Below are 23,668 nucleotides of genomic sequence, written 5' to 3' on the forward strand. Positions count from 1 at the left end.
CAGCTGTTGGACGACATCAGCATATTCCCCTGCCACGAATTCCCCTGCACGCTCGAGTTTTTGCAGCTTGCTGCAATAGCTGAAATGCACGCGCGAGGTTTCGGTTCCCGTCGCACCCTTGGGGCGGCAGTTGTTCTCCTGCGGAAGGGCGATTTCCTACGCCGGCGGCGTCGATTTCGGGGCTCGCGCAAAATGCCGACCACCAAGCGCAACCCAGGTCAACTTTGTCGGAACCTTCGTCAACCCGAGTGGTTCCCCCCCCTAGGTCGCAATGCGACGAGTTTCGAAAAATGGAGAAACACCATGTTTATGAAAATCCTTGCAGCTTCAGCCCTTGCCGTCGGTGACCTCGGCGATGGCGCAGAGCGCTGACGGTGGTGGCAGCGGCAAATCGGTTGTGGTCACGCCCGATCCGGCCGATCCCAACGCCGTTGATCCGAGCGCAACCTACAGCACCAAGGGCATGAACGGCGCGCTAAACTCGAATGCCGATGAAAACTGTGCCGCCAGCCCGCAGGGCGCCCAGCCCGACGCCAGCACCAAGTCGCCCGGAACTGTGTCGCCAACGGTGAACGACAATCATTGCGGCAAGTAAGTCGCAATCGGCATCCAGCTTCAAAGGCCGCGGAACGGAATTTGCGGCCTTGCTGTTAACCGGTCAGTTCGCACCGACAGGAACCAATCAACGGCCAGAGCGTTTGCCGCTGCGTACTTTTTTCATTTTCAGACCTGGCCAAACGGAGTGAGGGACATGGCTTCATCGGTACTTATCGGCATCCTGATCACCTTTCTGGTGATCATCCTGGTGCTCTATCTCGTTCAGCGCCTGCCGCTCGACGGGCGCACGAGACAGATCGCGCAGATCGTTGTCATCATTATCGGCATCATTTCGTTGCTGAAATATCTGGCGGTGTTCTAGAATAAGGACCGCTATGAGATTCCAAAGGCTCGTATGGCTCGTATGGATCGTCGGAACAGCGTTGTTTGTCGCAACAACCACGGCCTACGCTCGACCGGACACGCGAACGATGACCTGCGAGGAGACACAGCGCCTGATCCAGAGCCATCACTCGGCCGTGCTGGAGACAGGCCGCAACACTTACGATCGCTACGTTCGTCAATTTGGCAACGACTGCTACTGGCCGGAGGTGCCGGTTGCCGCCTCCGTTCCAACACGTGATGGACAATGCCGCATCTATTGGTGCCGGGAGCCGGTGTTCGACTTCCCGAACTGACGGAGCCAACTGCGCGCGCCAGCAACTGTGCGCGCCAGCAAATGCACTGCGCGAGGCAACGCGGAACCCTTGCGCTCCGCGTGAATTGATTCTGCGCAGGGCGCTGCGAGTTGTAGCGGTGTGATGCCCAACAAGACGGGAGGAGCGGTCATGCCCAATGATACAAGGCGAAGCGGCAGCTGCCTTTGCGGCGGCATCCAGTTTTCGGTGACGGGAGATCCCTTTCGGATTGGCCTTTGCCATTGCAAGGACTGCCGCAAGGCCAGTGGGTCGACTTTTTCGGCGTTCGCGGTGTGGCCACTTGAGGCATTTGAAACGACGGGTATCGTCAGCAGCTATGGCGACAGAAGCTTTTGTCCAACCTGCGGCGGCCGGGTCCCGCTGGTTCGTGAGAACGAGGTGGAGGTGACAATTGGCAGCCTCGATGAGGTCCCCACCGAAGCACTGGAGCCCAGCTATGAGCTCTGGGTCAACCGCCGCGAACGCTGGTTGCAACCATTGCCCGGCGCCCAGCAGTTCGAGCATGACCGGGTGGAAGACGGGTCGACAAATGATGGCCTGACAGCTGAACCGGTTGCTGAAGGCGCTGAAACGCCGTTAAGCCATTTGTCGCGACGCAAATCTGCGTAGTGTACCCACCGCAGAGCCTTAGCCAGTCGAAGGCGGGCTCGACGCTCGCGGTCTTTTTGTAACGGCAATCGATTTATCGGAGCGGTTGGTCAGTTGGAATTCGTCTTACGGTTGCAGAGCGGTGCTGGTTTATTTAAAAACGAGAGCTTAAGACCACGTAATATCGTTACGCCAACTATGCTGTCCAAGTATGTTTTAGCGTGACATGAAGAAATCTTGCCAGCTCGGACAAAAGGACAACTTTGTTTGCTTCCTTTTTTGTTACATAGTGTGGCGAATCTTGAAGCCGAATGAGGCGGTTTTCATGCAGTCAGCGCATGGGCAGGGTCGCAGTCCGCACGTGCAATATCCACCGATCGATGGGTTCTGGACCTGGGACATCAAGCGTGACCGCGTTTACGGCGACGCCAATCTTTCTGACTATTTCGGGCTGACGCTCGAAGAGTTCTCGCACGGCGCATCCATGGAAAGATGCATGCAGAGCATCGACGCCGAAGATCGGCTGCGGGTGCATATCGCGATCCGCAAGGCGGTGGAGCGGAGAGCGGGGTTCAGGGAGATCTATCAGGTCCGCTCAGACAAGATGGGGCTTCGCCGGATACTGGCGGTTGGCCAATGCTATGTGGACGGTCAGGGAGAAGCGGCCTTGTACCCCGGCTGGTTCATCGATCTGACCCGCAATGTCGATTCGGGCGAGACAGCACTTCGCGAGGTCCACCGCCATATCGAACAGGCCAAGGAGATCTCACAGTCGATAGGACAGGACCTGCTGTTCTATCTTCTCGAAAATGCCCAGGAAGAGGCGCAGCAACGCCTTGACGGCAGGACGATGAGGCGCAACTCGGCTTGGAGCAGACCTTGTTAGCTTTTGCGGGCAATCTTACCGCGACCGCGGAGCTCAGCCGTCACCATGCGAGCAAAATGGCTTTGAGGCGAGCGGCGCTCCAGCAAGCTGGCTCGCTCAAGAGCAGCGTCGCCGTAAAACTCGACCAACACCGTCGCTGCGCTGGCGGCGTCGACCCTGAGTCGGCCAAGGTCGGCGTGTCCGTCCCGGCTGGACGACACGCTGCCGGCGATGACATCCATCATGGCCTGCAACTTGTCGGGGGAACTGCCCTCGTCTTCGTGCATCGTCGCGGTCCGATTGGCGGCGTAAAATATCGACATTTTCGCACAAAGCGCAATAGGGTCGTTGATCAAGCGCTAATACAACCTGATACAGCTCCACCGTGAGCTTCACCGCAATCTTCATGCAAGCATAGTCGGCGCACAGTTCATGCGCAGACATTGGGGGCACCGATGAACCAGCCGAGCAAGATGGAGAACCTGCAGTTCGCGCAAGGGATACTGCGGGAACTTCGGCAGAAAGCCGAAGCCGACGGCGAGAAGCTTCTGACCTATCTCATCGACATGGCTTACCTTGAAGCCAGTGATCGCATTCGCGCGCATTGGGTCGGCAATCACGAGCCCGAAAGCCGCAGGGCCAAGGGGTAAAGCCGAAACGGAGCGATGGCGGCGCCCTCACGGGGGTGTTTTGGATCAGGCGCCGGAGGCTATCCAGACCACCGTCAGTTGTGAATGCCGACTGAAAGGCCAGCCAGCACCTCCCTCACCCGGGTTTCGCTGATCCCGCGCGTATCCTTGACCCAGCTGGGCGTCGAGAGCGGCGGCTCGATAAAACGAACATGGCTGTTTACCGGGCCGTGCACGTAGGGGCGATTTAGCCCGTAGATGAGCGCACATGGGACGTTCAGGGCAGCGGCGGCGTGCGAAATGCCGCCGTCAACCCCCAGGAATATGGTCGATGCAGCGATCTGGCACATCGCATCAGCAATCGATGGGGTCGAGGTGAAGTCGATTGCCTCAGGAATGGCGGCGCGGATTTTTATAGCACCGGCGCGCTCGCGCGGTCCGCCGACAATCCAGATTGCCCAGCCGCGATCATGGTGGTCTCTGGCCACCGAGATGAAGCGCTCTATGGGCCACGAGCGGAAATTTTCGATGTCTGCCGTATAGAGCGCCAGCGCCGGCCGTCCGGCATCGATCTTGTGGCGTTGGCGCCATTCGCCCAGCTCGGCCGGATCGACCACAAGCCGGGGCGCCGGCCATTCTGTCCCCGCAGCCGGCTTTTCGCCAAGAGAGGCAATCGAGCAGACCTCCTCGAAGAGCCGCGTCTTGCGCGGGCCGAAAGCCCATAGATGTGCCAGCCAGCCGGCGGGGAAGCGATTGAGGAGGCCGAATTGCAATTCCTGCGGATAGCCGATGCGCTCCTCAATGCCGGCCATAACCGCCATCAGCGCCGCCTTGGTGCTGCTGGTCATCAGATAGGCCGTCCCGTAGTTCTCCTTTCGCAACTCGCCGACAAGGCGGCCGCGCTCTGCAAAACCGGGCCGTTGATGGCGCTTGGCGAGCGACCAGCCTTTCCTGACATGCGGCATCAGGCGCGCCAGTGGTGCCGCGACCGGCGAGGTGACGACATCGATGGCGCGACCGGGAAATCGCTCGGCAATGATCTGGATGGCGGAGTGGCAACGGACGAAGTCGCCGACTGCCGGAAAGCCGACGAAGAGGATTGGATCGGTGGTCGTCAAGGAAGCGCTTCGCCGTCAAGGATGCGGAGCGTAGAGGTCCTGCGGATTGGCGGCGCGGCATTGGGGATCGGTCGACGCGTGCCGAATCTCGTAAAGCGCTCGGCTTGAGCCGACAGACGAACCAACTCCGTTGCCAACCGATCGACCTGACGCTGAATCCCGCCGTAGGCCCGACAGGCTATCACGCCCTTCAAAATGAACGTCACCCGCATTGATCCTGCCTCATAATCCCTGTCAAAGCCGGTCTCAGTTGCGTCACGGGCTGGGCATTGTCAAGGTCACGCCGGAATCGCGAAAAGCCGCGCCCACTGTCAGTGTTGCGCCTCTATCACCGGGTTACGGAATCGTTAATCAGCGCTTGCTACTATGCCCAATGACCAAGAATCTCGGCAATGCATCCAGGACCATCCCCAGGCAACAGCCAAAGAGGTCCGCTATTGATCGGCTGGCGCCTGCCCTGTTTCCGCTGGTCGTCGCCGCGCTTGGATACATGATCGGCCGGCAATTCTTCGGCTTCTAGGCCAATCCTCTCCGGATACGCTCGCGGCGGAAACGCCGCGAACAAACGCAAAAAACGCCACACCCTTTCGGGTGCGGCGCTCTGAACCGATACCGATATCGGCCGGTTATGACTGGCTACGAAATGGCCTTTTCGCGGACCGGAAGCTTCCAGCCCGGCCTGACGAAGTGGCAGGTGTAGCCGTTGGGATATTTCTCGAGATAGTCCTGATGTTCGGGCTCGGCCTCCCAGAAATCGCCCACCGGAGCAAGTTCGGTGACCACCTTGCCGGGCCACAGTCCCGAGGCGTTGACATCGGCAATGGTGTCTTCGGCGACGCGCTTCTGCTCGTCACTGGTGTAGAAGATCGCCGAGCGGTAGCTCATTCCGACATCGTTGCCCTGCCGGTTCCTCGTGGTCGGATCGTGGATCTGGAAAAAGGATTCGAGCAGCGTGCGAAAGCTGATCCTGGCCGGATCGAAAATGATCTCGATGGCTTCGGCATGGGTGCCGTGGTTGCGGTAGGTGGCATTGGGCACATCGCCGCCGCTATAGCCGACACGGGTCGAGATCACGCCGGGATAGCGCCGGATCAGATCCTGCATGCCCCAGAAACAGCCGCCGGCAAGCACTGCACGTTCGGTGGACGTCGCCATATCATACCTCCTTTGGATTGCTCGTTAGGTAGGCATTGTCGCCGGCTTCTTCCAGCACCTCAAGTGCATCACTTGTCGCCAGCCGGCCTGAACCGCCGCACGATCACCTCGAAGACGATGTCGGAAATCCACATGGCCGAGACGCCGATCAGGAAGGCGGCGGCAAGTGTCGTGGTGTCGTCGGCCGGATCTGGAATGGGCATCCCCGTCGCCTTGAACGAGGCAACGGCGGGCAGCGTCAGATAGGCGGCGGCGAGTGCCCCGCAGATCGGCGAGGCGATCATCTCGCGCAGCTTGTAGCGATGGCGTGACAGCGCCCGCAGCACGCCGCCGGCCAGTCCGGCCGCGACGACGGGGCCTTTGATGCCAAGCATGTCGAAGAGGTCGTGCATCGGCTTAAGGCCTCCATCCGCAAAGCTTTTGTCCCTTGCGGTTGTGCATCAAAAGCGCTCTCGCCTCGGCGTCCGACAGTGCATCGACGGCTTTGGCCGACAGGCGCAGCGGGCTCGAAACCGCGCAGAAGCCGCCCGAAGCAGTCGCGCAACCGGCCAGCGTCACGAGCAGCGCAAGCATCAGTCCCTTGCCCATGATTTCAGCTCCTTTCGAACAGCGTCCGCCGGCAGTGCGCCGATATCGTTCTGCACCTGGTCGGCGACCGCGCGCGCCGCGGCTTCAGCGGCCGCCTGTTTGCCGCGCTCGGCTCTGGCGCCGGCCAGGCGCTGGTGAAAACCCCAGCAAAGGGCGGCGATGACCGATGCCAGGAAGCCCAGCAGCGCCTTGTTGCCGAGCAGGACGGCAAGGAGCGCGCTCACAGCAGCCATCCGGCCATGAGTCCGGCCACAAAGCCGATGGCATAGGGTTTGGCGGCTTCGAGATAGGCGATGAGCAGTTGTTGAAACCCTTCCATGTCAGTGCGTCCAGGCGAATTTGCGGGAAAGCCAGTGCCAGGTCTCGGTGAGCGAGGCGATGGCAAGACCGGCGGCGACCTCCAGTCCCGCCTGGATGTCGGGATCGGAGGAAAACGCTGCAGCGTCGTCGGCGCCGAGCAGGCCACGCGCGACCAAAACGCCGGCGCCGTAACGCAAGCCGATGCGGATGAAGACGGCGATCATGTAGAACTCCTTGCGAAAATGGATTTCAGGATCTGAAGCAGCGCAGCCCAGAACGGCAGGCGTACGACGGGAGGCGCAACGGGAGCCCCGGCCGGCGCAGGCGATGGCGTAGAGCCGGGTGCGGTGGATGGGCCGGGCGGATGTTGTGGCCCCCATGGATCCGGCGAAAGTGCCGGAGCGGGCCGAGGGGCAGACATCAACAGCGCCTGGGCGCGGACCGACCGGACGCGGTCGCTCCAGCCCTTGCCGAAAACCGGCCAGGTCGGCAGCCGCCGCAGGAATACCAGCCGGGCATCGCAGAGGTCGTCGATGACGGCGCCCGATGGCCTGGCGCCGACGGCGCTCAGTGTGGCCGGGCCGATCCTGCCGTCCTGCACCGCGCCCACCGCCGCCTGCAGATATTTCACCGCCCTGCCCGGCCCGCTGTTCACGGCGAAGTCGAACACGGCATAGTCGACGCCGCCGGGAAGTTCAGCGCCGGCGACCGCATCCCAGTAGAAGCGGCGATAGACGGTGGCCACCTGTTCGTCGGTAATTTTGCGAAGATCGGCCTTGCTGGCGTCCGCCTTCACATAGCGGCGGAAGTTGGCAAGCGTCACGCCCTTCATGGTGGCGCCGCCCGGATCGGCCGGATTGTCCGACCACCCGCCTTCCGATTTGAGGACGAGCGCAAGCGCCCGCGCGAAGTTGCGGTCCATGGGAGTGCCTCTTTGGGTTGTGGGATTTAGCTAGGCGATTTTAGCTGGTCACAAATCAAACAAAGGAGACGAGTGTCTCGCTAACCTAACTGAGCAGACCGGCATGTCGGTCCCCCACCACAACGCTTCCTCGCAGGATAGGAGCCGCTAGACAGGGTTCACGGAAGCGTTTCGCCATCGAGGATGCGTTTATAGAGTTCCAAGTAGGCCTTTGCGGTCATCTGGATCGGAAACCTTTCGGCAGCTGATTCACGGCATGTTCGCGCGGAAATGCTGTCGATCTCATTGAGAACGTGAGCAAAATCCTCATCGGTTTCAAAGAAGCGCCCGCTCTCTGCATCGACCGTTTCTGCAAGCGCACCCCACCGCGTGGTCAGCACCGGGGTCCCGCATAGCATTGCTTCGACTGGGGCCATGCCGAACGGCTCTACCCAAGAGATCGGATTAAGGAATGCACGCGCCTCGCCGAGCAATCGCAGCTTCTCTTCGCCATCGACGGCACCGTGGAAACGGTAGCGCCACGACAAGCTCTTGAAGAACAGGCCGTCTTTCCGGGTCTGGCTGCGCCCCAGCAACTTCCACCTCGATCCACCTGCAATATCGAGCTCGAAGTTGAATTTCTTTGCCAGACCAACGGCCCGGTTGAGGCCCTTCCCGGCCCTTGCTATGCCGCCCAGAAACAATAGCCGGTCAACTTTGCGATCTGCGAGCCGATAGGCATCTACCGGGAAACCGTTATAAACAAACGTTTCTCGGTTATGCTGATGCGCGTGACTGGCGCTGACAAAGCTGAAATTTAGCCCCTCCCTCGGGGCGTTCGGAACATAGCCGTGCAGGGTGTAAAGCGCACGATATGGGCTCTCTACATCATACCAGCCATTGAAATGCACGATGTCAGTATTGGCAGGGATCGCCGCCAGGCATTCCGCTACTGACGCCACCTGCCGGACCTCGCAACGCGGATGGCTTGATCCCGGGCCGGCAATCAGCGTGATTTGATGTCCGAGAGATACGAGTTCGCTGGCCAGCCAATCGATTTGCCGCTGGGTGCCACCGTAGCCTCTAGAGGGTATTTTGCCTTGCACTGCAATAGTAATATGCATTTCCAAGGTTTAGACCGTTGCCCATATTTGGCAAGCTAGGCCCATGCCCTCACAACGAGTTTCCAGCTAGCGTTCGTTATATCGTTAAAACCGGCTCCAGCCTTGTTGAGGATTTTGATTGAGCCAGCAGCGCTACCAACCCGTACATTCAAATTGGTCGCGTCCGGCACAATGCTAATAGCTTGAACGGTCGCATCAGTTGTATTGAGAGCGGGGTTAATGGGTATCTCATCACCAACCGCGTACCCCGAATTGGCCGTAGTACATTGGATGAAGGCTACATAGAGCGGCGGCTTGACCCCAAGTCCATGGGCAAGGATGAGAGAGCCGCCGGCCGTGAGCGTTTGTGGGGCGCTTTCGAACGATTTGGTAAACGGTAACGTCCCCCACTGTGGGGCTGACCCGCCGCTGTTCATTAGAAGGGCCTGACTTGCCGCTCCCTTGGCGAGGCGCCCCCAAGTTCCCACACCTGTGCCGTAGATAAGGTCTCCGGCAACTGCCGTGCCGATGCCGGTCAATGCGGTCAAAACCGCTGATGCAGCCTGATAGACTGAAGAAATACCAGCGATAGCTACGGCGACAAACCCCGTCGTCGCAAGCTGCGTCGTGTTGGTGCCAGGCGCCGCCGTAGGCGCAGCCGGTGTCCCGGTAAATGTTGGGCTGGCTTTTGGCGCGAGGCTCGACACCGCGATCCCGCTGTCCTTGGCCAGCTTGCCCGTCGTGCCGTTGAAGGTGGCGATGTTGTCGGCGATCGCCGAGGCCGGACCGGCGATCAGGTCGGATGCCTTGATGCCGCTATCCTTCCCCATCTTGCCCGTCGTGCCGGCGAACGTGACAATGTTGTCGGTCACCGAAGACGCAGGCCCCGAAAAATCCCCCGTCCCTGTCCCGTCGGCGCCCTTGTCGCCAGCGCGGTCGAACATCAGCCAGATGCCATTGGCCGTCGTCGGTAAGGTGCCTGCGCCGCTGACATAGGCGAGCGTCAGCTTGCGGTAGCGCGTCGCGGCCATCAAATCGTCCCGCAGCTTAACAACCTTGCCATCCTTCCGATGGAAAATCCGGAATTCCTCGAACCAGGGCAGCAGCGTCGAGAACACCTTGAAGCGGCCGGATTGCATGCGGTCGAGCATCTCCATCAGCCCGGCCTCGACCGAGACCGAGCCGTCGGCAAAGCGGGCATGGCCCGCAAGCATGTTCAGCCCGTGCGCGGCATATTGTTTGGCCAGCGCGGTGCCCGCCCCTTCCAGCGTCTCGCGGCGACCGTCGCGCGGCCAGGCCCAGGGCAGCCATTCGCCCCAAGGCTTCAGCGCCAGCACCTGCATCGCCGGCGTCTGTTGCGAGGCCCGCGCCGCCTTGGTGACGTAGACGACATCGGCCTCCGTATCCCAGGCGAGCTCAACCGCGGCCGACGGATGGTCCCAGCCGAAATCGAGCGCGCCGATCCGCGGCCAGTAGCGCGGCAGCCGGAACGGCTCGCAGGCGATCAGCTCCTCGGCGATCGGAAAGATGCGGCCGGAGCCCAGCACCGGAACGCCGCGCGCACGCGCCTCACGCTCATGCTCGGGATAGGCGGCAATGATCGCCGCGCGCTCGTCCGGCGAATAGTGTTCGGCATCGTCGATGGTCATGAAGGTGACGTGACGGGACATGCCTCACCTCGGTCATTGATGGCCAGGAAGGGTCAAACCAATCTTGCCGGAGCTGCGTCTGTCAGCCGGCGGCCAATGGCATTCTCAATGGGACGCTAATATACATAGACGCTCCAGCAAGCAGGGCCTGCCGGATGCTTGAGGAATGCCATGCGAAGTTTCATCTTCACGGCGATGTTTATCGCCGCCGCGACAGCCGCCAGTGCCCACGACTGGTACGAAGACAGGGTTGACCCACAGACGAAATTCAGGTGTTGCGGTGGTTCTGATTGTCGCCCCATACCTCGGTCTTCGGTGCGGTCCAGGATCGACGGTGGTTACATCTATTTGCCGGATAATTTCATCATCCCACCGGACCGTGTGCAGGAATCCCCAGACGGCCAATACCATATCTGCGAAGGTACCTACGTCATAACCAATCAGCTGTATTTGCGTTGCTTCTTTGCACCTCGTGTCAAGGTCTCTCTGGGGCGCGATCAAACACGCATGTCTGCTTCCGACAACACCCGTCAAGAACGCTCATCAGGGAGGATGCAATGATCAAGCAGGGACGCATATGGGTGATAAGGGCTTCGTGGGTGCTTTGGCTTTTTGCGCTGCCCGCCCAGGCGAGCAACTTGGGTGATCTAGTCAGGAAGGGCGACGTCGCAGCGGTGACTTCCGCCTTGGACGAAGGCGCTGCTATCAACGAAGTTGACGGCGTTACGGCGCTCTACATCGCCTGTGAAGTCGGAAATGTCGAACTGGCAAAACTTCTGATCAATCGCGGGGCGGACGTCAACCTGCCCGTCAGTTGGCAAAGAACGCCACTCTACGCCGCCAACAAGGGTGGGTACGCCGACATCGTGAAGCTGTTACTCGACAATGGGGCCAATCCAAATCAGTTGGCGAAAGCGCAGACCCCGCTTCACGTGGCTGCCGAAAATGGCTGCCTTCAGTGCGTCGTCTATCTTGTGGATGCTGGAGCAGAGGTCAATGCACTGACATCGAATGGAAGTCCGCCCATACATCTGGCCAAGCTGAGGGGTCACGACGACGTCGTGGCCTACTTGGACAGTCATGGTGCCGGACGACCGGCCATTGCGCCGATTTCGCCACGGCTTGCATCGGCAAGCGCTGAATCGGGCAAAGAGATTTTCGGTAGGACGTGCGGGGCTTGTCATCTTGTGGTGCTGGGGGTCAAGAATCCCAAGCCCAATCTGTGGGGGATCGTAGGGCGGCGGAAGGCATCGCAAAGCGATGTCCAGTATTCGTCAAGTCTAAAGGAAGCTGGTGGCAATTGGACCTTTGAGGAACTCAATTTTTTTATCTCAAACCCCGCACTCACTTTGCCTGGAACCGATATGAGTTTCCCGGGTCTGCAGGACGAGAAGCAGCGAGCAGACCTCATCGCTTACCTCAGGACCTTGAGTGAAACACCGTTGCCGCTTCCCTAGAATTGATTGTTCCGGCGGGTACTGTCATCCTCTACGGTGGGAAGCGGCTCCCTTCTCCCTTGTGGGAGAGGGGAAGACAGGCGCATCACCCCTTGCCCCTGCCCTCCACCTCCTGCGCATCCAAAAACCGCAGCACCACATCCGACATGCCGAGCAGCGGTGTAAACGTGACGATGGTGATGCCGCCCGTGGCGTTGGTGCGGGTCAATCCTTCGGAATAGATGTCGAGCGGCGGCTCCTCGTCGAACCAGACGCCGTGCAGGGTTTCGCCCTGCCACTTTTCGCGGCCCTTCTCATAGCTCTTGAACGACAGCACCGATTCATCGGCCTGCACGTCGCCGCCACCGCCCCAGCGCACCACGATGCTGTCGAGCGCGCCCGGCGCGCCGCGGCCCATGGTGGTGTGCACAATGGCGTCGGCGGGGATCATGCCGGTGCCCCAGGCGGCCTGCTGCTGCGGCGGGCCGACCAGCACGCGCTGCGGGTTGTCGCGCGTGCCCTCGCCGGTCACGCCGGCCGCCCAGAGCCGCACGGCGGTGTCGAAGGTCTTGCCTTGCCACCAGTGGGGATAACGGCCGGTGAGGTGCATGGCCCATTCGGCGCCGCCGGCCCTGGTCTTGCCGAGCTGGTTGCCGGCCATGAACAGCCGTTCGCGGTTCGCCGCACCCGCAGCGTGGAACTCGGCCTGGCGTTCATACGGCGTGTAAGATGCAAGAAGATTAGTCCTGCGTCTTCGGTCCAGTTCCTGCAGCAGCGCCAGATAGTGCCGGCGTGCCGTCCGGTTGGTCGCCGAACGGACCGAGGACGGCTTCGAGGCCGCGGATACGGCGGCGGATCTCGTCATCGCTCAGGGTTTCCAGATGGTCGAGGGAGACATGTAAATCCTTGGGAAGCACCGATTGCACGATCTTCAGATACTGGTCGGGCTTGTCGGCCCTGACCGCGGCAATCACACCGGCGCCGTGGGCACGAAAATCGGCGCGCACGGCGTTGAGGAAATCGTCGCCAAGCGTCTTCTTCGTGCGCTTCGTTGTGGCAGCGGCGGCTGGCGCCTTGCGGCCAGGGCGCGCACGCGGCGCCGTCCGGTCAGCCATGATCCGGGATCCCGGCGGGCTCAGCCTTGCTGGCGGCAACCTGCCTCGCCGGTCTCGCCCGCTTGATTTTGCCGGGCTTGCGCCGTTTTGCCTTCGCCGGTTTCCGGGTGGTCTTGCGGTTGGCCGCATCAGCAGCATCGGCCGGCGCGTGGCTCTTTTCGGCAGGCGCACCTTTCAGGCTTGCCCTGACAAGGCCGATCGCGCTTCCGTCGTGCGTGCCGCGCGGAAAGCCGAAGCCGCCGATCGCGTCGACGGGACCGCCTCGGATCATGCCGATCAGCACGCCCGGCACGACCGGCTCGATGCGGCCGACACGCGCCTGCGGCGCGGTGCCTTCGAACAGGCCGATGGCGCTGACGAGCTCGCAGCCGTCATCGTCGATGATGATGGTGGCATAGCGGTTGGACATGGGCTTCTCGCGGATACTGCGTTGTGGGGCGAAGGGCCGGCATGTGGACCAGAAGATCGCGAGAGCAACCGTTCCTTCACACCCCCCTCTGTCCTGCCGGACATCTCCCCCTCAAGGGGGGAGATTAGCAGCCTTGGGCTCATCGCCCATTCTGCAGCCCATTGTGCACCGTTGACGATTAGCGAAGGCCGCTGTGAAGGCTGATCTCCCCCCTTGAGGGGGAGATGGCCGGCAGGCCAGAGGGGGGTGCTGGCCCGCCAACATCAACGTTGGCGCATTTTTGAGTGTGCCTGAAAAACAAAACCCGCCTCGGCGGCGGGTTGCTGGCGCAAATCAGCACCATGGAGAAATGATACGATAGCTGCCCTCATCCGTCAATAGGAAATAAGAAAAAATTCCTATATCGGTCAAGGACCCAGCGGTGTTAGCGCTACCATATTTATCGTCAATTCATATGCATATGTGCTAAAGTGCCATGCCGCAGGGGAAGTTTGTCTGATAATTTGTACTTTGGCATCAAGGGGGCACGAGAAGCCATGTCTGACGACAAAATCCGAAATATAAATTTGACCGCCGACATCGTCGCGGCCTTCGTGAGCAACAATTCGGTGCCTCCGGAAGGCTTGCCGGCGTTGATCGAGAGCGTCAACTCGGCGCTTGCGGCCGTGGACAATCCGGTTGCTCCGCCGCAACCGGCACCGGAGCCTGCCGTCAATCGCAAGCGCTCGGTGACGCCGAATTTCATTTACTGCCTCGAGGACGGCAAAAAATTCAGGTCGCTGCGGCGCCACCTTGGCTCCGCCCATGGTATGACGCCGGAGGCTTATCGCACCAAATGGGATCTGCCCGGAGACTATCCGATGACGGCGCCCAGCTACGCCGCCAAGCGATCTGAGCTGGCAAAGGAGTTCGGGCTCGGCATCAGGACAGAGGCACCCGCCGCCAAAGCGCCGGCCAAGCGCAAGACCAAGGCGTAACGCGACGCCCCCTGCGCCGTCCGGGAGGTCGATCATGGTGGCCGACGAGCCCAATGACGTTCGTGTCGAACGCGTCGGTCGCCGCCAATGGGCGGTGCTGGTTGCCAAGAACGGCACGGTGACCCAGCGCCTGTTCGAAGCCCAGGAAGCGGCCGAGGATTTTGCCGATGGCGAGCGGACAAGGCTCGGCCTCCCCGCCAAGCCGCCGGCGGAGGATCCGTTGGCCTGAGTGTGATGACTGTCAGCCGGCTGCGGGATATCGCCAAAAACGAAAAACCCGCCTCGGCGGCGGGTCGTCGGCGCAAATCAGCACCATAGGCAAATCATAGCATAACTGCCCTCACCCGGCAATCGCGGCGGATCGCAGGGCGCAGCCTTCGACAGGCATCGACCGACTGGCCATTAGCCGGCGCTTATGGAATCATTCCGCTCCGACTCGGGGAGAATGCAGCATGGACAAACCAGCCATGGCATCCGTGTTCAGGATGCGGCATGCGCCAGCCACTGTTTCGGGCGTCCGCAGCGTCGGCCGGGGCCAGGCCGATCCGGTCATCAGCAGAAGGCCGCTTGGCGAGGCGATCCGCTTCGTCATCGACGCCCACCCCCATTACGACATCAGCGCCGTCTCGATCGCCTTTGGCGACGGCTCGGCCCCGCGCCTCGGCAGCCGGGAGGTCAAGGCGCTGTGGGCCGAATACGGCCGTCGCTGGATGGAAGAGTAAGGCCGGACTACACCTCCCTCTGGATCGGAACAGGCGCTCATGCGTTGACGCTGGAGTTTTGTTTACGCAATTCCGGAGGGAAAACCGCTTCACACTTTTCCTGGAATTGCTTTAGCCAATGGGAGCAAACGCCATGAATGTCGCCAACCTGCAACTCGAAGGCCTGCTGATGGCCGTCGCCTCGATCAACCAGGTTCTGGTCCGCAAGGGCGTGCTGTCGGTCGAGGACATCGACATCGCCTTGCGCAAGGCCGAGGCCATCGAAACCGGCGAGGAACGGTCCGGCGGCATGTCGGAGTCCAGCCGCGACGCCGTCAACTTCCCGATCCGGCTCCTGCAACTGGCCAATCAGTGCCAGCCGGAGACGGACATGCCTTCCTTCTCGAAGCTGGCGCGCATGGTCGGCCAGATGAAGGAACCCTACAACGACCAGATGTGAGACTTGCCGGCCTCACCCTCGGCCGAGCTTGGAGGCCAGCACGCTGCCCGGTCCGTGTACGGCGGCAAACAGCAGGCCGGCGGCGAACGGGAAATGGGACATGAAAGCGCCGAACTCGGCCTGGTTGCCGGCCCAGTGCGACGGACCGTGGAAGGCAAAGCCGAGGAAGACCACATAGACGGCAGCGACCAGGGCCGCCGGCGTGAAGAACGCGCCGGTCAGGAGGGCGATCACCAGCAGCGTTTCTAGGATCGCGGCGCACCAGGCCAGAAACAACGGGAACGGGAAACCGGCGGCGGCGATGTAGCCGGCGGTCATGCCCATGTCCATGAACTTGAAAGCCGCCCCCATCGCGAACATGGCGGCCAGGATCAAGCGGGCGATGAGAATGGCCGCGGTCTGCCACGGCGATTGAACGGTTTCCATAATGTCCTCCTGGGATTGCTAGGGTTTTCGCTCCAAGGACGGGCGGCACGCCGCCGATCCGACATCATCCCGCAAAAATTCTTGGCTGGTAAAGCAGGACGTCTTGGCGGCGCCTGGGAATCCCGCTCAGAGCTTCGCCATCAGCTCGCGTCCCAACCGCTTCGGCGGCTCGGCGCGCAGCACCACATTGGTCGTCACCGCGCCGTAGCGGCCGATGGCGTCGACGATGCTTTCGAGGTCGGGCGGCGACGGGACGACGACCTTGACCAGAAAACAGTCCTCGCCGGTCACCCGCAGCACCTCGAGCACTTGCGGCATGGAAGCGAATTTCTTCAGGCAGGTCTGGATGTGCTCATGCGTTGTTCGCAGGCGGATCATGGCCATCGTGCCGAGACCGAGGGCGGCGGGATCGATCGCCGCCCGGTAGCCGGCGATGATGCCGCGCTCCTCCAGCCGCTTCACTCGCTCCGACGTCGCGGGCTGCGACAGGCCTACGCGGCGGCCGAGTTCGGAAATGCCGATGCGGCCATCCTCCTGCATGATCTCGATGATCGCCATGTCGGTGGGGTCGAGCCGTGGCCGGTAATCGCCGTTTGCCATGAGCACCTTCAATCCATCGGAATTCTTCGCTGCTTTCCGATGATCTCTCATTCCGTGGATGAGGAGAAGACCTAGAATTGGCCGGCATCGTTCACCAGGAGACAGGACATTCCATGACCGACTTCATCATCTTGCCGGGCAGCGGCGGATCGGGCGCGGCCCACTGGCAGACGCGCTGGCAGCAGGCCAACCCGGCGATGCGTCGCTTCAGCCCGGCGAGCTGGGACCTGCCGGATTTCGACGACTGGGTGGCAGCGCTGGAAACCGCGGTGTCACAGGCAACAACGCCGCCGGTGCTCATCGCCCACAGCCTCAGCTGCCTGCTGGTGGCGCATTGGCAGACAGTGTCGAGCCGCCAGGTCGGCGGCGCGTTCCTTGTTGCGGTTCCCGATCCGGCATCGCCCGCCTATCCCGCTTACGGGCGACCCTTCGCAGACACGTCGCGCGACCCGCTCCGCTTTCCCTCGCTGATCGTCGCCAGCACCGACGACCCTTACGACCCGCATGGCTATGCCGTGGCGAAGGCCGGGCAATGGGGCAGCGCGCTGCACATCGCCGGGCCGCTCGGCCACATCAACAGCGACAGCGGGCTGGGCGACTGGCCTGCGGGAATGGAGCTGCTGATGGCTTTCGAGAGAGGGATACAGGCCGCCGCCCAGGAACCCGCGATCGCACGGTAGTCGCCCGAACCGGGCGCCGGGCCTTGCCGCGACTTGTCGTGCCAGCTATCTCTCGCGAGGGGCGTTTGTGAGGGAGCCTGAATATGGTGTCCGTCCGGTATCTGGTCCGCGATGTCGAAGCGTCCATCGCGTTTTATACGAGCCATCTGGGCTTCGCGCTGAAGCAGCAATTCGGTCCGGCGATGGCCATCCTGACGCGCGGCGACCTCTCGCTCTGGCTCGCCGGCCCCATGGCGTCGGCAGCCAGGCCGATGCCGGATGGCCGGACACCCGAGCCGGGCGGATGGAACCGCATTGTGCTCGAAGTCCAGGACTTGCCGGCTATCGTTACTGAGATGCGCGAGGCCGGCGTGCGGTTCCGCAACGATATCGTCGAAGGTCCCGGCGGGCGACAGATTCTTTGTGAAGACCCGTCCGGCAACGTCGTTGAGTTGTTCGAGCCCAGGTAGGTCACGAGCCTCACTTTGGCGCGGCCGCCGGCGCGCTGAGTTCCAGACATCGCCGATCCCGGGATCATCGATGTCGGCAATTGCCCGTCGCACTTTCTCGGCCCTGGTCAGTTCGACCACCAGCGGGTTGTTGGTGAGGGGCGCGGCACGGGCCTTGATGGGTTCGGCGGTCGCCTCGCCTTGGGCGCGGGCTATCGGCGGAACGGCTCAGACTGGCGCGCGGAGTTGCCGGGTCCGATCCTTGTCACGGTCCGGGCTTGCCGGATCTTCCCGCTGCCGCTCGGCGTCGGCCTTGCGCTTCGGGCAATCCTCATAGTCGTGGTCGCGCGAGCCGCAGTAAGAGCAGCATTTTGCCGGCGTGTCGGGGCGAAGTATCATGGCCATGCACAAGAATGCACGAAAAGTCATCCGGTTGCAGCAGCGTCTTCGACGTCGCTGCCCGGATGCGTGTCTTGCCCTCCTAAAGAGCCGGGCCAGCCTGAGCCGCCCTCAATAGCCGCCGACGATCGGCAGGATTTCGCCGGTGATGTAGCTCGAGCATTGCGGCGAGGCCAGGAACACATAGGCCGGTGCGATCTCTTCGGGCTGGGCCGGGCGCTTCATCGGCGTCTTGGCGCCGAACTGCGAAACATCGGCCGCCTGTTTGTCGGACGGGTTGAGCGGCGTCCACACCGGCCCCGGCGCCACCGCGTTGACGCGGATGCCTTTGCCTATCAGATTGCCAGACAGCGCGCGGGTGAAGGCGTGGATGCCGCCCTTGGTCGTCGAATAGTCGACCAGTTCCTTCGAGCCGTCTATGCCGGTGACCGAACCGGTGTTGACGATGGCCGAGCCCGGCTTCATATGCGCCACCGCCTCCTGAGCCATGTGGAAATAGCCGTAGAGGTTGGTCTTCAGCGTGGTGTCGAAATGCTCCTCGGTGAGGTCGGCGAAATCGGCCGAGTGGACCTGGAAGGCGGCGTTGTTGACCAGCACGTCCAGCTTGCCGAGTTGCTTGACCGTGCGCTCCACCGCGCGGCGGCAGAAGGCGCGGCTGGCGACATCGCCGCGCAGCGCCAGCCAGCGCCGGCCCTCGGCCTCGACCGCCTGCCTGGTCACTTCGGCATCCCTGTCTTCGCCGAGATAGACGATCGCAATGTCGGCGCCCTCGCGTGCAAACAGCACGGCTACGGCGCGGCCGATGCCGGAATCGCCGCCGGTGATCAGCGCCACCTTGCCGTCCAGTTTCTTTGAGCCCTGCCAGAACGGCGCATCATAAAGCGGCGCCGGCTCGATCTCGCCTTCCTCGCCGGGCTTGGGATGGTGCTGCTTCGGAAAAGGCGGCTCGGGATAGAGCCGGGCGCCGGCCTGCATGGCGGCGTCAGGTTTGGCTTTTGCCTTGTTGCGGTCGTCGGCGTCGACCTTGCGTTGCACGCTGCGCTGCTTGCGCACCGCCTTCGAGGTTTTGGTCAGCATGGCATCCTCCTTCCGTGTCGGAGGACAACGCGCTCCGAGCAAAAAGGTTGGCCGGGCAAAAAGGTTGGCGGCAGGCTTTGCGCACAAGCGGTCGCATTCGTCCGGACTACATCAAAGTTAAATGCGAGGCACAGGCGTCAGGTGCTAGGTGAGTGCGAAAGGGGGACTCTAAAACTCTAGGGAGGAGTCCATGGAGGTTCGAAATCTGGTTGCCAAACTGTCGGCCGCACTGCTGCGCCGGCGCGCCGCATCGCCGCCAATACTGTTCAGACCAATCCGCAACTCGCTCGCCGACATCCCCTTGAAGTCGCAGTCGCGACCGCCCTACCGGCCACGCCAACCGATCCGGCCGGCCAGCAACATGTAGCCTTCGCAAGCTGCAACCACTTCGCGATTTCCTCGTTTATGGCGATCCCGATTCACGGAGGCATCCATGAAATCGATACCAACAAACAACCCCATCCTGGCTCTGGGCGCCGCTGCCTTCCTGGTCGCGCCTTTCGCCGGGCTTTTGTGGCGGACGCGGGAATGGTTCGGATGGTGAATTTCTCATGAGCCGATTTCTTCCCCTGACGATCAAATTCGTGGACGGCAGTACGATGACGGTGTCGTCGATTGCCGACGCCAACAGGGCGCTGCACGGAAAGTGGAAGAACAAGGACGCTCAGGCCTACAAGGCGGCCGTCAGGCTGGTGGATGATGCGCTGAACGGAATTTGCCGCCCGGCCATCGCCTTTGCCGCTTTCAAGAATGCCGCCGCTCAACAGGGCTTGTTGAAGCCGGCGAAGCCAAGTGCCGCCCTTGCCATGCTCGACGAATTGGCGTCGCTGGGCGGGCATCACTAAAAGGCCGTCGTCCCTTCGCCGATGACCTATCTCGGCTCGCGGTTCATGCTGAGATAGGTCGGGTCGAACTCGGCGATCTCGACAAGCCGCTGCCAGTCCAGGATCGTCACCATGTGATTTGCCCAGCCGATGACGCCGAGCCTGCGCAGCGCGCCGATGACCCGGTTCATGTGAACGATCGACAGCCCCAGCACGTCGGCCAGTTCTGCCTGCGACAAAGGCAGACGGAAACTCATGCCATTGGTCTGCTTGACCACTTGAAGCCGGACGAACAGCTCGCACACCAGATGCGCCAGATGCGAGGTCTTGGATCGCCTGCCCATGGCCACGATCCATTCACGGTGGATGGCGCCGTCGACGAGCGTGTCCAGCCACAGCAACCGGGTGAGATGAGGCGCCTGTTCGGTGATGGCGCGCAGCCGGCTGTGGTCGGCGGCGATGACCCGGCATGGCGAGAGCGCGATGATGCCATGGTCCATGGTCTTGAGCAGAAAGGCGTGCAGGTCGACAAAATCGCCAGGCACCTGCAACGAGGTGAATTGCCGGCCGCCATCCTCCAGCACCTTGTAGCGCGCGGCCAGACCTTCGATGATGAGCGTGCTGTAGCCGGGCCGCGAGCCTTCCGAGACGATGTCCTGGCCCGTCGCAAAATCCAGCTCGACGGTCATGGCGCCGGCGAGCAGCCCCTTCTCCTCTTTCGAGAGGGCGTCATGCTGGCCAAGGTTCAGATAAAGAGATTCCAGCATTGAGGGGTTCTTCCATCGGGATCGGTTGCTGTGGCTCAACGCCGGAGATCGGGTGCGGTTGCACGCAGCCGGGCACGGCGGCATCCCGCCCCAAGCAGCAATGGCAAGAATCTGTTTGGGAATCAGCCGGATGGAACCATGGCTACGGACAGGGGTTTAGCGTCTTATGCAGGATGCTTACGCCATGGAACGGTTCTACTTCGACCTCTACAACACCGAAAACCAGATCGATGAAGAGGGGCAGCTGTTTCCAAGCCGCGAGCGTGCAGGGGCCGAGGCGCTGCGGATATTGCACGATGTCGCGCGCGACGAGATGCCGGAGGGCGAGCACCGGCGGATCACCGTCAAGATGCTGAACCAGAACAGGGAGCAGATCTTCGAAGCGTCACTGACCATGGCGTCGCTGTGGAGTTGAGCGTCGGGCTCTGTCGACCACGGCATGGAACCTCTTGCCCTCCCCTCTGTTTCCTAAGGGAGGCCCAGCGGCAGGAGCTGCTGGCCAGCTGATTGATTGGAGGCACGAACCTATGTCCCTGCAAAAGCTTCATCCCGAGCATGTCGACGCGACCCGCGACCATGCCTATTCGACCTTTGCCCCGGTGCTCATCGGTTCGCTGACCAAGCGACTGGCGCGCTGCCAGGGAGCCAAGGAACTCGGCGATCTGGAGAAGTCACTGATCCGCCTGATCGAAAACTCTGACGTCAATGAGCCGCAAGCCGAGGCGATGAAAGAGTTTGCCATCGAGTTGGTGGTGTCGACGATATCGGAGGCCCGCGCCCACCCCGACAGCAAGAGTGACGTCGAGGCCGTCGGCGAGCGCCGCGCGGAGGGCCGCTCGGAGAATCCCGACACGCTTGAAGAACAGCTCCAATCCGGGCTCGAGGATAGCTTTCCGGCAAGTGATCCGCCGGCCGTTGTCTCAACCTCGATCTCCGGCGGGTCGAAGGATCTTGTCGGCACCGACGAGGTGTTGCGCCGCAAGAAGGACGCCGCGCAGCGCAAGCAGGAAAAGGCCGACGCCGGTTGAGCTACCGCACCTCCCGGCGCGGTTCGGCCGCTTCAGCCGAACCGCTTGCGCGGCGCCTCGGCGCTCGCCCTTGCCACGATCGCCTCCAGCGGCTCCGGCCGGTGCAGTAGAAAACCCTGGCCGTAGGCGACGCCCATGTCGCGTAAAATGTCGAGCGCGGCCTGCTCTTCGATCTTTTCGGCCACCACCGCGCAGCCGAGGCTTTTGGCGATGCCCGTAATGGCTGAAACGATCTCTCGGTCGAACCGGCTTTCGGCGATGTTTTCGATGAACGAGCCGTCGATCTTGATCTGATCGACAGGAAAGCGCCTGAGATATTCGAACGAGCTCATGCCGGCGCCGAAATCGTCGAGACTGACGCGGCATTGCCGCTCGCGCGCCTTGCGCACGAACTGTTCGGCAGCGTCGAAATTGGTGACGGCGGCGGTCTCGGTGATCTCGAAGCCGATGCCGGAATGCGGCGCGCCGGTCTCGGCGATTACGGCGTCGACGAAATCCCACAGCAGCGGGTCGCTCAGTGTCTGCGCCGACAGGTTGAAGCCGAGCGTGATGGCGCCCGATTTCATGGCCGGGCCATGCTGCGACAGTGCAGTCCTGATGATCCAGCGGTCGAGCCGCGAGGCAATGCCGAAGCGCTCGGCGACCGGAATGAACTCGCCCGGCGGGATAAGATTGCCATTCTTGCCCACAAGCCGCGCCAGCACTTCGACATGACGGCTCTCCCGCCAAGGTTTCCCAAGCAGATGAATCTCCTGGCCGAACAGTTTCAACCGACCGTCGTCCATGGCATCGACGGTGTCGGCGGCGACACGCGCCGCGTTGAGGCCGCCGGAGCCCGAGGCCGAGTCAGCCGAAAACACAGCAAAGCGGTTGCGCCCTGCAGCCTTGGCCGCATAGCAGGCGTCGTCTGCGCAGGCCAGCGCATCGGCCACCGTCGTGGTGGTGTCGTCGACAAAGGCGATGCCGATGCTGGCCGCAAGCTTGCGCGACGTGGCCGGCAGGCCGAGATCGGCGTCGCGCACCGCCGCAAGGATTGCGCCGGCCAGCATCTCGGCCGCGGCCGGGTGGCAATTGGGAACCAGCAGCGCGAACTCGTCGCCGCCCAGGCGCGCAGCGCACGCCGATGACGGCAGGCAGCCCAATATGCCGCCAGCGACACCCTTCAGCGCCAGGTCGCCGGCGGCGTGGCCGGCAAAGTCGTTGAGCGCCTTGAAGTAGTCGAGATCGACATAGAACACCGCCAGCGGCAGAAGCCGCGCGGTGGCGATGTGGACGGCCAGCAGCCGGTCGAATGCAGCGCGGTTCAGCAAACCGGTCAGCGCATCGTGGTGCGCGGCGTAGGCGAGTTCTTGCTCGCGCTTCTTGTCCTCGGTGATGTCGCGCACGGTGCCGAGAATCTGGCCCGCAGAGTCCGGAGCTGCGATGAAGCGCACCAGCGATTCGACATGACGGATTTCGCCGTCTCGCCGGATGATGCGGTATTGCGAGGCAACGACTGCGTCGGTCGCAAGCGGGGCCAGATGGGCGCGCTCGGTGGTGTCCTTGTCGTCGGGGTGGAGATAGGTGTGCCAGAGGTCGGCGGCCACCTCGTCAGTGTCTGCGACCAGACCGAAGATCTCCCTGGTGCGGGCATCCCAAAAACTCTTGTTGGCGTCGATATCGTGATGCCAGATGCCGGTGCCGCTGGCCGCCAGCGCCAGGCGGAAGCGCACATTGACCCGCTCCAGTTCGGCTTCGGCCTCTTTCTGCCGGCTGATATCGGTCTGGACGCCCATCAGCCTGACCGGCCGGCCTGTCTCGTCACGCTCGACAATGCCGCCGCGGTCGAGCACCCAGATCCAATGACCGTCCTTGTGTCTCAGGCGCAGCTCGGTCTCGATCGAGGTGGTTAGGCCGGCAATGTGGCGCTCGCCGCTGGCCAGCGCCCGCTCGCGATCGTCGGGATGCGTCAGTTGCAGCCAGAGGTCGCCGGTGTTGGCAAGCTCGCCATCCTCATAGCCCAGCATGTGCGACCAGGTCGGCGAATAGAAACAGTCGCCGCTCAAAATATCCCAGTCCCATACGCCCAGATGAGCGCGTTCGAGCGCAAGCGCCCAGAACTTTCCATTGCGTATTTTCTCGTCGGGCATGCTCTGGTTTCGTCCACCGCGTCGCCGCCACCATGCACGCAAGCAGACAAGAAACCGTTA

Annotated in this window: 36 protein-coding genes; 17 read left to right on the top strand and 19 right to left on the bottom strand. The window is 62.2% G+C overall.

What is annotated here, in order from left to right:
- Positions 1-319: 319 nt before the first annotated feature.
- The 5 genes from AC1D1L_RS29190 to AC1D1L_RS29210 all read left to right on the top strand — a co-directional run bounded on the left by AC1D1L_RS29190 (position 320) and on the right by AC1D1L_RS29210 (position 2,730).
- Complete coding sequence (locus AC1D1L_RS29190) at positions 320-595, top strand: hypothetical protein (protein ID WP_477344729.1); 276 nt, start codon at positions 320-322, stop codon at positions 593-595.
- 156 nt (positions 596-751) lie between these two features.
- Positions 752-919: a Thivi_2564 family membrane protein gene (locus AC1D1L_RS29195; protein ID WP_023694668.1), complete on the top strand. Its 168-nt coding sequence runs from the start codon at positions 752-754 to the stop codon at positions 917-919.
- A 109-nt stretch (positions 920-1,028) separates the two neighbouring features.
- A complete protein-coding gene (locus AC1D1L_RS29200) occupies positions 1,029-1,235 on the top strand; it encodes a hypothetical protein (protein ID WP_477344731.1) in 207 nt (68 codons plus the stop codon).
- A gap of 150 nt (positions 1,236-1,385) precedes the next feature.
- Complete coding sequence (locus tag AC1D1L_RS29205) at positions 1,386-1,865, top strand: GFA family protein (protein ID WP_477344733.1); 480 nt, start codon at positions 1,386-1,388, stop codon at positions 1,863-1,865.
- Positions 1,866-2,169: 304 nt separating this feature from the next.
- Entirely contained in the window at positions 2,170-2,730 is a 561-nt protein-coding gene (locus tag AC1D1L_RS29210; RefSeq protein WP_477344735.1) for a hypothetical protein, read from the top strand.
- Here AC1D1L_RS29210 and AC1D1L_RS29215 read toward each other — a convergent pair.
- Positions 2,727-3,065, bottom strand: coding sequence for a hypothetical protein (locus tag AC1D1L_RS29215; RefSeq protein WP_477344737.1), 339 nt, complete (start codon positions 3,063-3,065; stop codon positions 2,727-2,729). The two genes, AC1D1L_RS29210 and AC1D1L_RS29215, sit on opposite strands and share 4 nt — an antisense overlap.
- 99 nt (positions 3,066-3,164) lie before the next feature.
- Between AC1D1L_RS29215 and AC1D1L_RS29220 the strand changes: the two genes are divergently transcribed.
- On the top strand, positions 3,165-3,359 hold the full coding sequence (locus AC1D1L_RS29220; protein ID WP_112562371.1) for a hypothetical protein: 195 nt from the start codon (positions 3,165-3,167) through the stop codon (positions 3,357-3,359).
- Between the two features lie 74 nt (positions 3,360-3,433).
- On the opposite strand, the gene waaF is transcribed toward AC1D1L_RS29220, so the two are convergent.
- From waaF to AC1D1L_RS29265, 9 genes are all read right to left on the bottom strand, one after another.
- Positions 3,434-4,456, bottom strand: coding sequence for a lipopolysaccharide heptosyltransferase II (waaF, locus tag AC1D1L_RS29225; RefSeq protein ID WP_477344739.1), 1,023 nt, complete (start codon positions 4,454-4,456; stop codon positions 3,434-3,436).
- Positions 4,457-5,092: 636 nt separating this feature from the next.
- Positions 5,093-5,611, bottom strand: a complete 519-nt coding sequence (msrA, locus tag AC1D1L_RS29230; RefSeq protein WP_436259427.1) for a peptide-methionine (S)-S-oxide reductase MsrA — start codon at positions 5,609-5,611, stop codon at positions 5,093-5,095.
- A gap of 68 nt (positions 5,612-5,679) precedes the next feature.
- Entirely contained in the window at positions 5,680-6,003 is a 324-nt protein-coding gene (locus AC1D1L_RS29235) for a hypothetical protein (protein ID WP_477344742.1), read from the bottom strand.
- 4 nt (positions 6,004-6,007) lie between these two features.
- Positions 6,008-6,199 carry a hypothetical protein gene (locus AC1D1L_RS29240; RefSeq protein WP_477344744.1) on the bottom strand — a complete coding sequence of 64 codons (192 nt, stop codon included), beginning with the start codon at positions 6,197-6,199 and terminating at the stop codon, positions 6,008-6,010.
- The gene (locus AC1D1L_RS29245; RefSeq protein ID WP_352590180.1) at positions 6,184-6,423 is read right to left on the bottom strand and encodes an ABC transporter permease; all 240 of its coding nucleotides are present in this window, start codon (positions 6,421-6,423) and stop codon (positions 6,184-6,186) included. Before AC1D1L_RS29245 ends, AC1D1L_RS29240 begins: the two co-directional genes overlap by 16 nt.
- Before the next feature lie 96 nt (positions 6,424-6,519).
- Positions 6,520-6,723: a hypothetical protein gene (locus AC1D1L_RS29250; RefSeq protein ID WP_477344746.1), complete on the bottom strand. Its 204-nt coding sequence runs from the start codon at positions 6,721-6,723 to the stop codon at positions 6,520-6,522.
- Positions 6,720-7,421 carry a glycoside hydrolase family 108 protein gene (locus AC1D1L_RS29255; protein WP_477344748.1) on the bottom strand — a complete coding sequence of 234 codons (702 nt, stop codon included), beginning with the start codon at positions 7,419-7,421 and terminating at the stop codon, positions 6,720-6,722. Before AC1D1L_RS29255 ends, AC1D1L_RS29250 begins: the two co-directional genes overlap by 4 nt.
- 158 nt (positions 7,422-7,579) lie before the next feature.
- On the bottom strand, positions 7,580-8,524 hold the full coding sequence (locus AC1D1L_RS29260) for a glycosyltransferase (RefSeq protein ID WP_477344817.1): 945 nt from the start codon (positions 8,522-8,524) through the stop codon (positions 7,580-7,582).
- Between the two features lie 35 nt (positions 8,525-8,559).
- Positions 8,560-10,173, bottom strand: a complete 1,614-nt coding sequence (locus AC1D1L_RS29265; RefSeq protein ID WP_477344750.1) for a phage terminase large subunit family protein — start codon at positions 10,171-10,173, stop codon at positions 8,560-8,562.
- A gap of 536 nt (positions 10,174-10,709) precedes the next feature.
- Here AC1D1L_RS29265 and AC1D1L_RS29270 point away from each other — a divergent pair.
- The gene (locus AC1D1L_RS29270) at positions 10,710-11,609 is read left to right on the top strand and encodes an ankyrin repeat domain-containing protein (protein WP_477344752.1); all 900 of its coding nucleotides are present in this window, start codon (positions 10,710-10,712) and stop codon (positions 11,607-11,609) included.
- Between the two features lie 85 nt (positions 11,610-11,694).
- On the opposite strand, the gene AC1D1L_RS29275 is transcribed toward AC1D1L_RS29270, so the two are convergent.
- From AC1D1L_RS29275 to AC1D1L_RS29285, 3 genes are read right to left on the bottom strand one after another with little or no spacing between them, the layout of a single operon-like run.
- Positions 11,695-12,369, bottom strand: coding sequence for a terminase large subunit domain-containing protein (locus AC1D1L_RS29275; protein ID WP_477344819.1), 675 nt, complete (start codon positions 12,367-12,369; stop codon positions 11,695-11,697).
- Complete coding sequence (locus AC1D1L_RS29280) at positions 12,329-12,703, bottom strand: hypothetical protein (protein WP_477344754.1); 375 nt, start codon at positions 12,701-12,703, stop codon at positions 12,329-12,331. Before AC1D1L_RS29280 ends, AC1D1L_RS29275 begins: the two co-directional genes overlap by 41 nt.
- Complete coding sequence (locus tag AC1D1L_RS29285) at positions 12,696-13,112, bottom strand: hypothetical protein (RefSeq protein WP_477344756.1); 417 nt, start codon at positions 13,110-13,112, stop codon at positions 12,696-12,698. Before AC1D1L_RS29285 ends, AC1D1L_RS29280 begins: the two co-directional genes overlap by 8 nt.
- Before the next feature lie 536 nt (positions 13,113-13,648).
- Between AC1D1L_RS29285 and AC1D1L_RS29290 the strand changes: the two genes are divergently transcribed.
- The 4 genes from AC1D1L_RS29290 (at position 13,649) to AC1D1L_RS29305 (ending at position 15,250) form a co-directional block, all read left to right on the top strand.
- Complete coding sequence (locus AC1D1L_RS29290) at positions 13,649-14,089, top strand: Ros/MucR family transcriptional regulator (RefSeq protein WP_477344758.1); 441 nt, start codon at positions 13,649-13,651, stop codon at positions 14,087-14,089.
- Positions 14,090-14,123: 34 nt separating this feature from the next.
- Positions 14,124-14,318 carry a hypothetical protein gene (locus AC1D1L_RS29295; protein ID WP_352593149.1) on the top strand — a complete coding sequence of 65 codons (195 nt, stop codon included), beginning with the start codon at positions 14,124-14,126 and terminating at the stop codon, positions 14,316-14,318.
- Between the two features lie 223 nt (positions 14,319-14,541).
- Positions 14,542-14,811, top strand: coding sequence for a hypothetical protein (locus AC1D1L_RS29300; RefSeq protein ID WP_477344761.1), 270 nt, complete (start codon positions 14,542-14,544; stop codon positions 14,809-14,811).
- Positions 14,812-14,944: 133 nt separating this feature from the next.
- Positions 14,945-15,250, top strand: coding sequence for a hypothetical protein (locus AC1D1L_RS29305; protein WP_112566876.1), 306 nt, complete (start codon positions 14,945-14,947; stop codon positions 15,248-15,250).
- 12 nt (positions 15,251-15,262) lie between these two features.
- Here AC1D1L_RS29305 and AC1D1L_RS29310 read toward each other — a convergent pair whose 3' ends face one another.
- Together AC1D1L_RS29310 and AC1D1L_RS29315 are read right to left on the bottom strand one after the other, a co-directional pair.
- Entirely contained in the window at positions 15,263-15,676 is a 414-nt protein-coding gene (locus AC1D1L_RS29310; protein ID WP_477344763.1) for a DoxX family protein, read from the bottom strand.
- A 126-nt stretch (positions 15,677-15,802) separates the two neighbouring features.
- Positions 15,803-16,276 (bottom strand): Lrp/AsnC family transcriptional regulator, encoded by a 474-nt coding sequence (locus AC1D1L_RS29315; protein ID WP_477344765.1) that lies wholly within the window; start codon positions 16,274-16,276, stop codon positions 15,803-15,805.
- A 113-nt stretch (positions 16,277-16,389) separates the two neighbouring features.
- Here AC1D1L_RS29315 and AC1D1L_RS29320 point away from each other — a divergent pair, with 113 nt between their 5' ends.
- Both AC1D1L_RS29320 and AC1D1L_RS29325 read left to right on the top strand, forming a co-directional pair.
- The gene (locus tag AC1D1L_RS29320; RefSeq protein ID WP_477344767.1) at positions 16,390-16,956 is read left to right on the top strand and encodes an RBBP9/YdeN family alpha/beta hydrolase; all 567 of its coding nucleotides are present in this window, start codon (positions 16,390-16,392) and stop codon (positions 16,954-16,956) included.
- Between the two features lie 83 nt (positions 16,957-17,039).
- Positions 17,040-17,405 (top strand): VOC family protein, encoded by a 366-nt coding sequence (locus AC1D1L_RS29325; RefSeq protein WP_477344769.1) that lies wholly within the window; start codon positions 17,040-17,042, stop codon positions 17,403-17,405.
- Between the two features lie 207 nt (positions 17,406-17,612).
- Here the strand turns inward: AC1D1L_RS29325 and AC1D1L_RS29330 are convergent, their stop codons facing one another.
- Complete coding sequence (locus tag AC1D1L_RS29330; RefSeq protein WP_477344771.1) at positions 17,613-17,789, bottom strand: hypothetical protein; 177 nt, start codon at positions 17,787-17,789, stop codon at positions 17,613-17,615.
- Positions 17,790-17,894: 105 nt separating this feature from the next.
- Positions 17,895-18,860 carry an SDR family oxidoreductase gene (locus AC1D1L_RS29335; RefSeq protein ID WP_477344773.1) on the bottom strand — a complete coding sequence of 322 codons (966 nt, stop codon included), beginning with the start codon at positions 18,858-18,860 and terminating at the stop codon, positions 17,895-17,897.
- Between the two features lie 190 nt (positions 18,861-19,050).
- On the opposite strand from AC1D1L_RS29335, the gene AC1D1L_RS29340 reads away from it, so the two are divergent.
- Positions 19,051-19,227, top strand: a complete 177-nt coding sequence (locus tag AC1D1L_RS29340; RefSeq protein ID WP_185970293.1) for a hypothetical protein — start codon at positions 19,051-19,053, stop codon at positions 19,225-19,227.
- Between the two features lie 184 nt (positions 19,228-19,411).
- A complete protein-coding gene (locus tag AC1D1L_RS29345) occupies positions 19,412-19,705 on the top strand; it encodes a DUF982 domain-containing protein (protein ID WP_477344775.1) in 294 nt (97 codons plus the stop codon).
- Positions 19,706-19,731: 26 nt separating this feature from the next.
- Here the strand turns inward: AC1D1L_RS29345 and AC1D1L_RS29350 are convergent, their stop codons facing one another.
- The gene (locus tag AC1D1L_RS29350) at positions 19,732-20,451 is read right to left on the bottom strand and encodes a Crp/Fnr family transcriptional regulator (protein ID WP_477344777.1); all 720 of its coding nucleotides are present in this window, start codon (positions 20,449-20,451) and stop codon (positions 19,732-19,734) included.
- Between the two features lie 184 nt (positions 20,452-20,635).
- Between AC1D1L_RS29350 and AC1D1L_RS29355 the strand changes: the two genes are divergently transcribed.
- Together AC1D1L_RS29355 and AC1D1L_RS29360 are read left to right on the top strand one after the other, a co-directional pair.
- On the top strand, positions 20,636-20,866 hold the full coding sequence (locus tag AC1D1L_RS29355; protein WP_112566900.1) for a DUF6894 family protein: 231 nt from the start codon (positions 20,636-20,638) through the stop codon (positions 20,864-20,866).
- A 112-nt stretch (positions 20,867-20,978) separates the two neighbouring features.
- Entirely contained in the window at positions 20,979-21,479 is a 501-nt protein-coding gene (locus tag AC1D1L_RS29360; protein WP_477344779.1) for a hypothetical protein, read from the top strand.
- A gap of 32 nt (positions 21,480-21,511) precedes the next feature.
- Here the strand turns inward: AC1D1L_RS29360 and AC1D1L_RS29365 are convergent, their stop codons facing one another.
- Positions 21,512-23,608 carry an EAL domain-containing protein gene (locus AC1D1L_RS29365; RefSeq protein ID WP_477344781.1) on the bottom strand — a complete coding sequence of 699 codons (2,097 nt, stop codon included), beginning with the start codon at positions 23,606-23,608 and terminating at the stop codon, positions 21,512-21,514.
- Positions 23,609-23,668 lie beyond the last annotated feature (60 nt).

The sequence above is a fragment of the Mesorhizobium sp. P2_D6 genome (assembly GCF_056404315.1).

Coding starts and splice junctions, on each gene's coding strand:
- AC1D1L_RS29360 (WP_477344779.1), top strand. CDS start 20,979: ATGTCCCTGCAAAAGCTTCATCCCGAGCATGTCGACGCGACCCGCGAC.
- AC1D1L_RS29260 (WP_477344817.1), bottom strand. CDS start 8,524: ATGCATATTACTATTGCAGTGCAAGGCAAAATACCCTCTAGAGGCTAC.
- AC1D1L_RS29310 (WP_477344763.1), bottom strand. CDS start 15,676: ATGGAAACCGTTCAATCGCCGTGGCAGACCGCGGCCATTCTCATCGCC.
- AC1D1L_RS29205 (WP_477344733.1), top strand. CDS start 1,386: ATGCCCAATGATACAAGGCGAAGCGGCAGCTGCCTTTGCGGCGGCATC.
- AC1D1L_RS29240 (WP_477344744.1), bottom strand. CDS start 6,199: ATGGGCAAGGGACTGATGCTTGCGCTGCTCGTGACGCTGGCCGGTTGC.
- AC1D1L_RS29210 (WP_477344735.1), top strand. CDS start 2,170: ATGCAGTCAGCGCATGGGCAGGGTCGCAGTCCGCACGTGCAATATCCA.
- AC1D1L_RS29295 (WP_352593149.1), top strand. CDS start 14,124: ATGGTGGCCGACGAGCCCAATGACGTTCGTGTCGAACGCGTCGGTCGC.
- AC1D1L_RS29315 (WP_477344765.1), bottom strand. CDS start 16,276: ATGGCAAACGGCGATTACCGGCCACGGCTCGACCCCACCGACATGGCG.
- AC1D1L_RS29320 (WP_477344767.1), top strand. CDS start 16,390: ATGACCGACTTCATCATCTTGCCGGGCAGCGGCGGATCGGGCGCGGCC.
- AC1D1L_RS29330 (WP_477344771.1), bottom strand. CDS start 17,789: ATGGCCATGATACTTCGCCCCGACACGCCGGCAAAATGCTGCTCTTAC.
- AC1D1L_RS29265 (WP_477344750.1), bottom strand. CDS start 10,173: ATGTCCCGTCACGTCACCTTCATGACCATCGACGATGCCGAACACTAT.
- AC1D1L_RS29235 (WP_477344742.1), bottom strand. CDS start 6,003: ATGCACGACCTCTTCGACATGCTTGGCATCAAAGGCCCCGTCGTCGCG.
- AC1D1L_RS29280 (WP_477344754.1), bottom strand. CDS start 12,703: ATGGCTGACCGGACGGCGCCGCGTGCGCGCCCTGGCCGCAAGGCGCCA.
- AC1D1L_RS29365 (WP_477344781.1), bottom strand. CDS start 23,608: ATGCCCGACGAGAAAATACGCAATGGAAAGTTCTGGGCGCTTGCGCTC.
- AC1D1L_RS29195 (WP_023694668.1), top strand. CDS start 752: ATGGCTTCATCGGTACTTATCGGCATCCTGATCACCTTTCTGGTGATC.
- AC1D1L_RS29220 (WP_112562371.1), top strand. CDS start 3,165: ATGAACCAGCCGAGCAAGATGGAGAACCTGCAGTTCGCGCAAGGGATA.
- msrA (WP_436259427.1), bottom strand. CDS start 5,611: ATGGCGACGTCCACCGAACGTGCAGTGCTTGCCGGCGGCTGTTTCTGG.
- AC1D1L_RS29300 (WP_477344761.1), top strand. CDS start 14,542: ATGGACAAACCAGCCATGGCATCCGTGTTCAGGATGCGGCATGCGCCA.
- AC1D1L_RS29335 (WP_477344773.1), bottom strand. CDS start 18,860: ATGCTGACCAAAACCTCGAAGGCGGTGCGCAAGCAGCGCAGCGTGCAA.
- AC1D1L_RS29325 (WP_477344769.1), top strand. CDS start 17,040: ATGGTGTCCGTCCGGTATCTGGTCCGCGATGTCGAAGCGTCCATCGCG.
- AC1D1L_RS29270 (WP_477344752.1), top strand. CDS start 10,710: ATGATCAAGCAGGGACGCATATGGGTGATAAGGGCTTCGTGGGTGCTT.
- AC1D1L_RS29350 (WP_477344777.1), bottom strand. CDS start 20,451: ATGCTGGAATCTCTTTATCTGAACCTTGGCCAGCATGACGCCCTCTCG.
- AC1D1L_RS29200 (WP_477344731.1), top strand. CDS start 1,029: ATGACCTGCGAGGAGACACAGCGCCTGATCCAGAGCCATCACTCGGCC.
- AC1D1L_RS29250 (WP_477344746.1), bottom strand. CDS start 6,723: ATGATCGCCGTCTTCATCCGCATCGGCTTGCGTTACGGCGCCGGCGTT.
- AC1D1L_RS29340 (WP_185970293.1), top strand. CDS start 19,051: ATGGAGGTTCGAAATCTGGTTGCCAAACTGTCGGCCGCACTGCTGCGC.
- AC1D1L_RS29355 (WP_112566900.1), top strand. CDS start 20,636: ATGGAACGGTTCTACTTCGACCTCTACAACACCGAAAACCAGATCGAT.
- AC1D1L_RS29290 (WP_477344758.1), top strand. CDS start 13,649: ATGTCTGACGACAAAATCCGAAATATAAATTTGACCGCCGACATCGTC.
- AC1D1L_RS29345 (WP_477344775.1), top strand. CDS start 19,412: ATGAGCCGATTTCTTCCCCTGACGATCAAATTCGTGGACGGCAGTACG.
- AC1D1L_RS29255 (WP_477344748.1), bottom strand. CDS start 7,421: ATGGACCGCAACTTCGCGCGGGCGCTTGCGCTCGTCCTCAAATCGGAA.
- AC1D1L_RS29305 (WP_112566876.1), top strand. CDS start 14,945: ATGAATGTCGCCAACCTGCAACTCGAAGGCCTGCTGATGGCCGTCGCC.
- AC1D1L_RS29285 (WP_477344756.1), bottom strand. CDS start 13,112: ATGTCCAACCGCTATGCCACCATCATCATCGACGATGACGGCTGCGAG.